The 11,494-nt window shown below is 42.0% G+C and carries 11 protein-coding genes; 3 read left to right on the top strand and 8 right to left on the bottom strand.

Annotated features, from left to right (window positions below):
• Positions 1-190 precede the first annotated feature (190 nt).
• Positions 191-1,204: a hypothetical protein gene (locus EAO37_RS08475; RefSeq protein ID WP_120953199.1), complete on the top strand. Its 1,014-nt coding sequence runs from the start codon at positions 191-193 to the stop codon at positions 1,202-1,204.
• Complete coding sequence (locus tag EAO37_RS08470) at positions 1,194-2,492, top strand: hypothetical protein (RefSeq protein WP_120953196.1); 1,299 nt, start codon at positions 1,194-1,196, stop codon at positions 2,490-2,492. Before EAO37_RS08475 ends, EAO37_RS08470 begins: the two co-directional genes overlap by 11 nt.
• Before the next feature lie 535 nt (positions 2,493-3,027).
• Here EAO37_RS08470 and EAO37_RS08460 read toward each other — a convergent pair.
• Genes EAO37_RS08460 through EAO37_RS08450 form a run of 3 tightly spaced genes read right to left on the bottom strand, consistent with a single transcriptional unit; the run spans position 3,028 to position 6,126 of the window.
• Entirely contained in the window at positions 3,028-4,068 is a 1,041-nt protein-coding gene (locus EAO37_RS08460; protein ID WP_120953190.1) for an SEL1-like repeat protein, read from the bottom strand.
• A gap of 10 nt (positions 4,069-4,078) precedes the next feature.
• Entirely contained in the window at positions 4,079-5,131 is a 1,053-nt protein-coding gene (locus tag EAO37_RS08455) for an SEL1-like repeat protein (protein WP_120953187.1), read from the bottom strand.
• 11 nt (positions 5,132-5,142) lie between these two features.
• Complete coding sequence (locus EAO37_RS08450) at positions 5,143-6,126, bottom strand: tetratricopeptide repeat protein (protein WP_120953184.1); 984 nt, start codon at positions 6,124-6,126, stop codon at positions 5,143-5,145.
• 176 nt (positions 6,127-6,302) lie between these two features.
• Between EAO37_RS08450 and EAO37_RS08445 the strand changes: the two genes are divergently transcribed.
• Entirely contained in the window at positions 6,303-7,355 is a 1,053-nt protein-coding gene (locus EAO37_RS08445) for a DNA adenine methylase (protein ID WP_120953181.1), read from the top strand.
• Positions 7,356-7,777: 422 nt separating this feature from the next.
• Here EAO37_RS08445 and EAO37_RS08435 read toward each other — a convergent pair whose 3' ends face one another.
• The 5 genes from EAO37_RS08435 to EAO37_RS08420 form a co-directional block, all read right to left on the bottom strand.
• Entirely contained in the window at positions 7,778-8,080 is a 303-nt protein-coding gene (locus tag EAO37_RS08435; protein WP_120953175.1) for a hypothetical protein, read from the bottom strand.
• Between the two features lie 315 nt (positions 8,081-8,395).
• A complete protein-coding gene (locus EAO37_RS08430; protein ID WP_162983006.1) occupies positions 8,396-8,626 on the bottom strand; it encodes a DUF262 domain-containing protein in 231 nt (76 codons plus the stop codon).
• Between the two features lie 146 nt (positions 8,627-8,772).
• The gene (locus tag EAO37_RS09735) at positions 8,773-9,816 is read right to left on the bottom strand and encodes a hypothetical protein (protein WP_240451791.1); all 1,044 of its coding nucleotides are present in this window, start codon (positions 9,814-9,816) and stop codon (positions 8,773-8,775) included.
• 148 nt (positions 9,817-9,964) lie between these two features.
• Positions 9,965-10,531: a DUF262 domain-containing protein gene (locus EAO37_RS09730; RefSeq protein ID WP_240451790.1), complete on the bottom strand. Its 567-nt coding sequence runs from the start codon at positions 10,529-10,531 to the stop codon at positions 9,965-9,967.
• 192 nt (positions 10,532-10,723) lie between these two features.
• Positions 10,724-11,308: a hypothetical protein gene (locus EAO37_RS08420; protein ID WP_240451789.1), complete on the bottom strand. Its 585-nt coding sequence runs from the start codon at positions 11,306-11,308 to the stop codon at positions 10,724-10,726.
• Positions 11,309-11,494 lie beyond the last annotated feature (186 nt).

The raw sequence follows: 11,494 nt of genomic DNA, 5'->3' as shown, positions 1-11,494 counted from the left end.
CTCTATGAAGTCCTTTGCCCCCTGTGATTGGAAAGTCCCCTGCTTAAGCTTGTCTAATCTCTTAAAAAAGGCTTGGCTATCAAAGACGCTTAAATCTTGGGCTTGCACAAGGCTTTTTTCAAAAAGGCGATTGAGATTAAGGGTTAAGATAGTGTCGCTACAATGTGCCCAATATAGACAAAGGAGAACAATGAAGGGCTTTTTAGGCGCGCTATTGCTTTTAAATCTATTGCACGCTGGGGAGGCGCGCAATCTAAACATACAGGTCCAAGACCTTCTTAGCTTTGATGTCAAGGGGGATCGTTACAGCTTTAGCAAGCAGACCACTTACAACAAAGTCTTGGATACCCCCCTTAAAACCTGCATGTTGATTTATCACAACCAAGCGCTCCTATCCAAGCTATGCGCAAGCGCAGGCACAAATCTAGATGTGGCGTATAAATTCCCCTATTTGACTCTTGAATCTGGCGGGTATGAAAGAGATGGCATTTATTACACCTACTACACCACGCTTAAATTAGTGGGCAAGACTTTTTACCTCCACCAATTCAGCCAGCAAAGCTTTAAATCTAGGGGGGATAAACACCCCACGCGCACATGGATTTTTTACCGCCAACCCCGCGATGATCCCCAAAGAAAACACCTGATGACTTTAAAAGACCTCAAAGCAGGGTTTTATGAAAAAATGGAGGCGCAGTGCTACCAAAAGGGCTATTGTGTGGATGCCTCTACGCACGATTTACACATACAAATCCAAAACCTCTTGTCCTTTGATGTGGATGGCAAGCATTACAACTTTAGCAAGGAGATCGTCTATCAAAACACCCCCGATAAGCCTAGTAGTGTCTGTGTGGGCATCCAGCGCAACCAAGAACACCTGCCAGAACTCTGTGGTAAGGGCAAAAATGCCACGATGGATTTAGTGTATAAATTCCCCTACCTCACCATTGAACAGGGGCATTATGACAACGACTTTTATTACAAGACCTATTTCACCTATAAGTTGTTGCAGGGGAATTTTTACCTCCACCAATATAGCCAGCAGGCTTTTAACTCCAAAGAAGAGAAACACCCCGTGCGCACATGGATTTTTTACCGCCAACCCAGAGACGACCCGCAAAGAGAGCACCCCATCGCTCTAGGTGATCTCAAATTTGATCAACTCAAAGAGCAGTGTTACCAAAGGGGCGATTGTGTGGATTAAAAGGCTTTTGCTCCTCGTGCTTTTGGGCTCAGGGGTGTTGTGGGCTATAGATGACAAGGGTGCGTTGCAAGAAGTGTCGCAATGGACTAAGGATTTTATTTTGCAATACAAAGAAAAACCCCCCAAATACGCCAAGATTCAAGAGGTTAAGACTTATTCTCCCAAAGACATCCAAGGCGTGGTGCGTAGTGCCAAGATCAAGGGCACGATCTATTCCTTTGTCTTTGCAGGGGCTAGGGCTATTGCTCAAAACCACACCTCAAGCCAAACTGATTATGGCTTTTGTGTGGGGGTTTTGGCGCATAACAAGCTAAATAAGGGCTTTTGTTTGAAGGGAGAGGGCGGGGCGCAATTTGAGTTAGAGCAACATCAAGCCACAGAGATCACGCTTCAATTCCCCCACTTTTTTGTAAACGACCCTGACTTAGAGGGCACTTTATTAAAACCCTATGAGTTTTGCAAGTATGTTGAAAACCAACCGGGCGAGACCTTCAAGATTCTTTTAGAACCAAGTGCCCCCCAAAGTACCCAACCCCCCGGCACAGCCTTTAAACTAGCATGGATCAAGGGCGCGTTTTATCTCATTAAGGCAACCTACCATTTAAAACAACCCGATGCCCCTAGGATCACCCATCTATTTGTAGATTATGACGCGCGCGCCTTCAAACAACCCCTCACCACCTACCCCCTCCAAGCCATCAACACCGCGCTTTTTACCCATAAACTCCAAACTGTTGGGAACGATTTTTCTACCTACACCATCTTCATCAACGCTAAATACTACAAGACTTCTACAAAAAATATCCCCGTGGAGGCAGGGGATCACCATTACAATTTAGAATTAGCGGCGTTTTCTACAGGACTAGATCAACTCATCGCCCCCAAACATTGCTTTGATGTCCAAGAAAACAAGCAGAGTTTGAATCGCGCTTGTTTTTGTGGCACAGATGAGATGTTTATCACAAAAAAAGGAGAGTTTCTCACCATTAGCGCGCTAGGCAGGGAGGCTAATATGATTGGCATGTTTGTTGGTTGCCCCGATTACGAGCGCTTAAACCATGCCATTATAGATTTTGACACAACCTTACAGCTTAAAAAAACAGGGCTCTATGTCCACCAACTCAGCAAGCAATTTTTTGACCACTACCCCCCCTCACAACCCCACCCTTTGGATAAAAATGCTAAGATCTGCTACCGCGCCACCCCTAAGCAAGAAAAACGCTTACAGGATTTTAAATTTGACTATTCATTCACGCAGGCCTATCAACCATGCAGGCAAGCAAAATAATCTTGGCTTTGTTGGTGGGGATGTTTTTTTGATGATGAAATACACCACTTTAGTTTTGATTTAAATTAGTCTCTTAATCATGAGGGTTTTTATTTACAAGGATCTTCATGTTTGACTCTACTCACCTTTGTAGGAGGAGTAACTCCCTCTAGTTTCTGCTCCCTTTTTGATTACTTCTATCCAATTGGGCTTGTGGAGTCAGCCAGATCACCAACTTACAATATAAAAAAGACAAAATATATTCCCCAAGTATTTAGCAATTCAAAATCAAAATTTTACAGATCATGGATTAATCTCAAGAAAGGAGCTTACTATGGTAAAAATAACCGCACATATGTCCCCATAAACCCTAAAAAGACTCTCAAGAGTCTGAATTTTAGGTTTTTGTTTTCAAGTCTTAACATTTTTACATTTGAGGAGATCACGATGGCAATCGCATCGGCACAAGTAAAGGGCAGTATGCTTTGCGTTTATGATGAAAAAAATCATTAGTTGTTTACAAAGCTTATCAGTAAGGGCGATGAGCTCCCCAACCTCAATCACCATCATAGCTTCTTCCCCCCCGCGCTTCATCGCAAGCACCCGAGTCGCCCAAATCACAGGCCTTCCAGTAATAATCCACGGCCTTGTCATCATCTTTTGGGACACCCTCGCCCCATTTATACATATCCCCCAAATCAACATAAGCGTCCAGACTTCCTAATTCTGCTGCCTTTTTAAGATACTTCAGGGCTTTGGGAGTATTTCTTACGGAAGCAGGCAGGTCCTTAGTCATGCCAGCGCCATAACCTCTGTAAGCAGACCCTAAAGCCTTATAAGCATCAGCCTTGCTATGGTAAGCCTTTTGGTAATACTCTAGGGCTTTTTGGTCATCTTGAGGGACACCCTCCCCTATCACATACATGTCTGCTATGGAGAGATACCCATCTCTTGCTCCGAAAACCTCCCCAATTTCATGTTTATGACCACTCTCTCCAGCTTTTTTGTAGTATTCTATAGCCTTTTGTGCATCCTTGGACACTTCCCTACCAGACTCATACATGTCCCCCAAGATGATACACGCCTCAACATTGCCCATTAGTGCAGATTGTTTGTAATACTGGATGGCTTTTTTAATATCCTTTGGCGCGCAGTCGCCATATTCATAGAGAGAGCCTAAGTCCCGATACGCCTTAGAATTGCCCATTTTCCCAGCCTTGTGGTAGTATTCTAGGGCTTTTGGGAGATTCTTAGCGACCATAAAATCACCACTTTTAAAGCCACACTCATAAAAACCTGCCAATGCTACATACGCTCCCACATTCCCCATCTTGGCAGCTTTTTGGTAATTTTGGAAAGCTTTCTTTTGATCTACCGCCACGCCTCTGCCACCCCAATAATAGACATCTCCCAAGCCCTTATACCCTCTAGCATCCCCCTCTTTAGCCAGTTTGCTAAAATACTCCAAAGCCTTTAGCATGGTTGTTCTATAGAGATTATCCTTTGCGATGGCATAATCCCTATCCCGATCGCTTTGAGCATGCATGCTTGCTAACACCAACGCAACCACTAGCACCGCTTTAATCACATTAGTCATATCTACTCCTTTAATGCTTAAGTTTAGAGCGGGGGTATATAGCCTTTTTGAGGTGTTCAGCCCTAGCGCAATCCTCATGGGAAGCCCAATTCCAATCTATTTTACAAGCCTTTTGGTAGTAATAAAGAGCCTTTTTTAAATCTTTAGTTACCCCTCTGCCATATTCATAGGCTTCTGCTTGGATGGAGAATTTGAGACGATCAGCATCATTGCACGAATCGTGAAACTCCTGGCGATCCAACGAGCAGGCTTCTTGGCTATGTTGTAGGGCTTTTTTCAAATCTCTAGCCACCCCTTCATCGCCATTTTCATACGCTTCTGCCAAAGCTACATGGGCTCTTGGACTCCCTAACTTGGCTCCCTTTTGGTAGTAATAGATAGATTTTTTAAGGTCTGTGGGAAAATCCTTGTCTTCGTAGCTATCAGTGCTATAGGCATCGCCCAAGAAAACATACCCATCCGCCTTGCCATAAGCCTTTTGGTAATACTCTAGGGCTTTTTGCTCATCCCGAGGCACGCATTTACCCTTAATATACATGTCTGCAATCCTTTCATAAGCTGTATAAGCATCCTTGCCCACTTGTGCCGCCTTTTCATAGTATTCTAAAGCCTTTTGCCCATCTTGTGCTACGCCCCCTAGAGCGTGCTCATACATCTCTCCTAGCTGCAAATAAGCATCCACGCGCCCTAGTTGCCCAGCCTTTTGGTAATATTCTACTGCCCTTTGGGCATCTTGAGAGACAAGCGTGCCCCACTCATACATGCTCCCCAGTCTGTAGTAGGCATTAGCACTCCCCATCTCCCCCGCTCTTTTTAAGTATTTTAGGGCTTTAGGACCATCCTCCCCCACCCCTTTAAATCCGATCAAATATAAATACCCAGCCATGCGATAACCCTCCGCATAGCCCCCCTCTCCTGCTTTTAGATAATACTCTAGGGCTTTGGGGTAATTCTCATCTTCAAAAGCCTTCTTGGCGATCGCAAAATCCAAAGCACCCCCCTTAGCCCACGCAAACACCCACAGGCTTATTAACAAGACCTTAAACGCGTTTTTAAAACCCATGTTTGCATCCTTTAAAATAAATCGCGCAACCAATCCCAAAAGCTCTTTTCTACGGGTTCAGTGGGGTCTTTTCCCGTGATCGTATACACAGAGTAACAAGAGTCGTGATCACCCATCGTGCAAGCCTTGTTGAAATATTTTAAGGCTTTTTGTGTGTCTCGATGCCGATTGTAGGCATAATAGCCTAGATCATAACAAGCCATCCTATACCCCATATCCGCGGATTTTTGGAGGTATTCATGGATGCTGTCGTGATCGTGTATAAACCTCGTCAAACGATAATAAGCAATCGCATAATCTAGATCTGCTGCCTCTCGGTAATATTCCTCTGCTTTTTCTTCATACTCCCATGCGCTTTGAAACTTCTTGTCTGCGCGCGCTTCTTCTTTTTTCTGATTATAAAACTCGCCTAGCTCAAAATACCCCCTAGGATTCCCCATCTCCATCACCTTTTTAAAGTAAGCAGCGGATTTTTGAGGATCATCGTAAAAGTCAGGCACCTTATATTGCCGCTGTCCTGCATACAATCTCCCCAAAAAGACATAGGCTTGCACATTCCCCTCTTTGCCTTCCTTTTCCCAAATTTGACAGGCTTTTTGAAGATATTGTTGGGCTTTTGTTTTATCTTCTAAGACCCCATGTCCCCAAAAATACATATACCCTAACCCAAAAAACCCTAACCCATCTCCCATATCCGCAGCCTTTTGAAGGTATTTAAGCGCTTCTTTATATTTGATCCGATTCGTTCGGTATATCTTTCTTCTATCTACATATACTAGAGAGCCTGAATAATCCCACCAATTGACATCTAACATACCCAAACCGCTAAACCCCCGTCTATCTCCCATTTTTGCCAGTTTATAAAAATAAATCTTAGCTGTGTGCCCATCCCCATACTCCCAAGCCCTTATGGCGTTGGCAAAATCCACATCCCCCTCTTTTGCCCACGCAAACACCCACAGGCTTATTAACAACACCTTAAATAACTTTCCCATCGCTTTGTCCTTTTTGATCGTTTTAGTTGGTGTAGAGTTTATAACAGATTTGTAACACGCGTAGATTGCCCTATTTTGTAGGTTTTTGAGACTTTGCTAAAATACAGTATCCAAGTACAAAGGAAAGTCCATGGAAGAAAATCTAACACTAGCCCCATTTGAAGAGGCAAGTACCCATGAATTACATAGGTTCTAAGCGCAAGCTCTCTAATTTTTTATTTCACAATATCCAAGAGGTGTTGCAATCTTACCGGGTGGATTTGGCGCAATGTGTCTTTACAGACCTTTTTTCTGGCACAGCGGCAGTAGGGCGGTTGTTTAAAAACCATGCCAAACAGGTCTTAAGCAATGACAAAGAGTTTTATAGCTTTGTGCTAGCAAAGCACTATATTGAAAACACCAAGCCTTTGAAACGCGCACAATTTCTCCTAGACAAGCTCAACGCCCTCCCCCCCCTAGCGGGCAAAATCTATCAACATTATGCTTTAGGAGGCGGGCAGGGGCGGCAATATTTTAGCGATGCAAACGCTCTAAAAATTGATTCCATGCGTGTCCAAATCGCTAAATGGCAAGAAGATCAAGCCATTAGCCAAGCTGAATTGTATTTTTTACTAGCCTCTCTCTTAGAAGCCGCCGATAAAGTGGCTAACACCGCCTCTGTCTATGGGGCTTTTTTAAAGCGTCTTAAAAAAAGCGCGCAACAAACACTCTTTTTAACCCCCGCTCCCCTAGAGCCTAGCCCCAACCCTCATTATGCCTACAACGCAGATGCCAAAGAGCTCATTGCGCGCCTACAAACCGACATTTTATACCTAGACCCCCCTTATAACCAACGCGAATACGGGGCAAATTACCACCTTTTAAATAGCATCGCCCTATATGACAACTTCACCCCACAGGGCAAAACGGGGCTAAGAAGTTATGAAAAATCCGCTTGGTGCAAGAAATCCTCAGTGTATCAGAGCCTAGAGCATGTGCTCAAAAACACCAATGCCCGTTTTATTTTCTTGAGTTATAACGATGAGGGCTTGTTGAGCTTAGATAAAATAAAGACTCTCTTTAGCCAATATGGGCACTACAGCCTTAAAAGCCAAATCTACAACCGCTTTAAAGCCGATTCTAAACGCTTGCAAGCCAAAGAAAGCACCATGGAGTATTTGCATGTGCTGGTGAAAGATGAGCCAGCGATGTTGCCGAGCGATTTTACAGAAAAACCAAACAGAGCCTAACCCCCTTGGCATAAAAAATCCTCTCTAGATACGGCATTAAACACTTTGACTAACTTTATAAAATCGTATAAGAAACTGTCTTGGAGTGTGGCTAGGTCGGGGTATATCTTTTCGTGTTTATATCCGTGTGGCAAGTCCGTAAATAATTTTTCTAAAGTAGCACATTGTTGGGGTAGGGGGTTTGTAGAATGCCCGATGCGTAAATTAAACAAGGATTCTCTCCAGTCATAACTTAGCCAAATATAAATCCCCACATTTTGTTTGAGTCGATCTCCCACTCTTCTTTAAGGGGTTTGAAAATGCGGTTGCGGGATGTTTGCCGGTTCTTTTTCTTTGTGTCTTCTTGCTCGATCTCTATAAATCTTTAGCAATAGCCCCCTTTGTCCCATGAAATACACCCCAAAGTCTTAAAAAGTAAAGGCCTAATCTTTTACAATTTCTTTGATTTGCGCTACTACTCTTTCAAATTCTGCAAACACATCCGTATTTTTGAGATTAATTGGGATTGAAAAATCGGGTTCTGTTGCGTTCTCCTCTGTGATATTGGTGAGGTGGATACTCTTGGGCTCTGCAACCACTGCAAAGTCTTCAATGACAAATTGGCGCACGCCAAACTCTTCGCCCTCATATTTGTCTAATCCCTCTAGCCCACTTCTTTGACAATAATTATAAAAAGCGTGACCCAATAAATTAGCATAGGGGCTTCTTTTATCTGTGCTCCGCAAAAGATAAGCCTGTTTCCCCTCCAGCTTGATGCGCCCACAATTTTTACTTTGGTAGGCATTAATGTATTTAAATAACTCTTTATCTTGTAAGAGGCATTGCTCTCACCAAGACCTTTAAGTTTGGTTAGCAAATAAGCGGAACACAACATCTCTAAACCGAAATGCCTCTTTGAGGCAATCCTTGTCTGTGGTTTTTTCCAAGCGTTTGTATAGACGATCGAGCATGCCAAGCATGGCTTTAATCGTGGGATCGTTGTTAAAATCCTCTGGCTTCCCAAATTTTCCACCCCCTTGTAAGATTGCTTCGCTGGGTTGTCAATCGGTTTTAAAAGAACTTGCCTTGCTCAAAAGTTTTTCACAAAACTTCTTAGAACTCTCCCTTGTGTGGTAGGTGAATTTAGCTAGCTGCGCTTTGATAGAATCTAGCCTATCAGCGTATCTAAACAAGAGAAAATATAAAAGCCATAGAGTGGTGATGCGTTGTTGCCCATCGATGAGATTGAATATGGATCCGTCCTTATACCCATAGATGAGATCGAGGTGCAAAACAGGCTTTTGATCCTCCACAACCTGAAAAAGGGCATCTAAAAAATTATCCGCTACATTTTCTTGGGATTGCCGTCCTTGCGCGTAATCCCTTTACAACATGGGGACTTCTATGTGCTCAAAACGATCTAAAAATTCTAAAAAGGTCATGCGTTGTCCTTGTCGATGCCGTATTTTTTTAAGTATTCCTTAATTTTTTCCAAATAGTCTTCTTGATCTTGTATAGTGAAGAGGTCGGGAGTGTCTGTATTTTGAGAAAAAGCCTTTTCAAACACTTTTTGCGTACAAATGGGAATCAACTTATCTTGATTCTTGCGCTTTTCAATCTGTTTGCATTTGTACTTAAAAATGAGATTGCCTATAGCTTGATTAGTTTGTTTGTCAAGCAAAGTGAGATTTTGCACATGGTGTAGCTCTAGACGATCGGTAAAATCCGCATCGATCCTGCCTAATAATTTATGATTCCCCAAATAGTTAAAAAAATCCTTTCCCACTCTTTTAAGAGAAAGATCGATCTTCTTTTTGAGTTGGATATTTTTTAAATATTTTAGCACTTCTTTGATCCAGTCTTTGATTTTATCCTCATTTTCTTTGGTCTGTGGCATCTCTTTTGTAGGATAGACACTTTGAGACTTTTGGACATAAATGTGTTCTAAACTCCACTCCTCCAAGACAAAGCGGTTAAATTTAAAATAGACATTAGAGGATTGGTCGGCAACGAGATAAGCCAAATTAAAAAGCAAAAGAAGGTTTTGTAGAGTTGCTCTACTGTCATGATAAGTCAGCTTTTCTATGTTTCTGTTTTGGAGCGAGGATCGGATGCGTTTTTGCACCTGTGTAAAAAGATAATGAGAAAACTCTGTTTTACCCCCACAATCTAACCATTTTTGATATAAGTCATATAACCTACCACCTGCATAGATTAAAAAACCTAAATGGTGAAAAATTTCTCGATCAATAACTTCACTACCCTTACCCGAAGCGAAACCCGAGAGTGTGTCTATCGCCTCCTCAAGTTCGCCCCAATCCATGGACTTGGCTTTATATTGTTGGTAAAAATAGTCAAACAGATAATCCTCAGTATTTTGATAGGGCACGACCGCCTTTAAATACGCCGTGATTCTTTGGATGTCGTCAAGTAGGACTGGTTTCTTGTATTCACTCTCCTCCACAATTTCTATTGTATGCATGATGTCTTTTTTTGGAATCACACGCTCTAAGACACAATAAATAAAATCTCTATTTTCTCTTGCCTTTTTCTCTGCCTCATACCAAGCTTCAGCTCTATCTTTAATTGCTTCTTTACAGCTCCCCTCCCTCTTAGTCAGAAATAAGGCCTCAATTTTTCTCTGCCTCCATTAAAGGGATTTTCCCGCTATTGAGGCGTACAAAGACTTCCTTTTCATCATCAATGCTTTCATGCCGCAGCACTTTACAGCGATTGAATAGGGTGTCTAAAAATTCTTGTTTTTTATCCTCAGGTTCATTTTTAAAAAACTTCTCAATCGTCTCATAAGCCATTTTAAAATGGTAAAAGTCAATGTTGATATCCTTTTGCTTAATCCCTTCGGCAATGTTTTGCAAAAATGCAAAACTCTTTTCCCTTGTTTCATAATCAAGACTAAACCAATCTTGATTGGCAAGGTATTTGAGGATTAAAAAAATTGTGGTGAGTCGTTGTTGCTCATCGATGACATGGTAAGTTTCTCCCACTTTTTTCACCACAATGGGTTGTAGGCTATAAAAATCCTCTGCTTTGCTCTCTTGGATAAAATCTGCAATATCCTCAAGCAAAATTTTAACTTCCTTTTGAGTCCAACGATAGCCCCTTTGGTGAGCGGGGATTTTAAAAGCGCACCCCTTTAAGCCACCTACAGAGCGCAGCGCATCATCAATGGAGTCCATAAAGCCTTCCTTATTTTACATGCATTAAGAACCTATATTCTAGCAAAACCTGCGTTTAAAAACAGTTGATAAAGATTAAGAGAATTTTAAGTTTCAATAACCCATAAGCGAGAGAGCCTTGGGCTTAAATATTTAAGGATAATCTAATTTGTGCGCATAAATCCGTAGGATTAAACCGATCCCTGACATTATCTAAAAGCTCAAATTCCCGTTCACAAAAATCAATGCAGTGCAATAACTCAAAATGATAGATTCGTTTTTATGGGGAGCAATTAGACACATGTCTGAACAATGGAACTTGGCACAAGAGAGCACAATAAAAGTTTTGTAATGGCGCAGTAGGGGGTTTTTATTATGTAGTTTGATCACATCTCCAAAAATGATTTGTTTGCAATGCTTATTTTTGAAAGATTCGCTCTGCAAAACAGCTTTTTTTAAAAAATACTCCACAAGGGGCTTTCTATGTGCCGATACGGGTTTAGCAATAGATGCCTTGCGCAACTCAGCACTAAGCCCCGTTTCCATCGTATTGTTCTCTAAAACCTGTGTCTTTGGGATGATTCGCAGTTGATCGATCATCACCTCAATCAATTTCCTATTATCATTTATGATGTAATTTTTATGTGAGTGGTATTCTTTACTTTGTTTATCCCGTGTTGTTTGTGGAAAGGCTAAGAAAAAATCTTTACCTTCATAAATGACAAAGTGGGGGCGTTTTTTCTGTTGTTCACGCCCCTTAGCATATTTATTTTGATACCAAACCAAATCAATAGACACGCAACACTCCCCTAATTACGGAAGCTCTACTTAATTAAACTGGGCGGGAAATTTAAAAAACTAAGAATTATTCAAGAAGTTAATCCCTAACCCCCAAGCAAGAGAGTCTCAAACGCAACGCTTTAGCCCAAAGCAAACAAATGCTAAAGGGCAATTCTCTAAGAAAGGAGGTGATCCAACCGCAGG

This window comes from Helicobacter sp. L8 (assembly GCF_003660355.1).
GTDB classification, from domain to species: Bacteria; Campylobacterota; Campylobacteria; order Campylobacterales; family Helicobacteraceae; genus Helicobacter; species Helicobacter labacensis.
The sequence above is the reverse complement of the archived record's forward strand: the minus strand, read 5'-3'. Positions and strand labels throughout refer to the sequence as shown.

Coding starts and splice junctions, on each gene's coding strand:
- EAO37_RS09730 (WP_240451790.1), bottom strand. CDS start 10,531: ATGGACTCCATTGATGATGCGCTGCGCTCTGTAGGTGGCTTAAAGGGG.
- EAO37_RS09735 (WP_240451791.1), bottom strand. CDS start 9,816: ATGCATACAATAGAAATTGTGGAGGAGAGTGAATACAAGAAACCAGTC.
- EAO37_RS08445 (WP_120953181.1), top strand. CDS start 6,303: ATGAATTACATAGGTTCTAAGCGCAAGCTCTCTAATTTTTTATTTCAC.
- EAO37_RS08475 (WP_120953199.1), top strand. CDS start 191: ATGAAGGGCTTTTTAGGCGCGCTATTGCTTTTAAATCTATTGCACGCT.
- EAO37_RS08455 (WP_120953187.1), bottom strand. CDS start 5,131: ATGGGTTTTAAAAACGCGTTTAAGGTCTTGTTAATAAGCCTGTGGGTG.
- EAO37_RS08450 (WP_120953184.1), bottom strand. CDS start 6,126: ATGGGAAAGTTATTTAAGGTGTTGTTAATAAGCCTGTGGGTGTTTGCG.
- EAO37_RS08460 (WP_120953190.1), bottom strand. CDS start 4,068: ATGACTAATGTGATTAAAGCGGTGCTAGTGGTTGCGTTGGTGTTAGCA.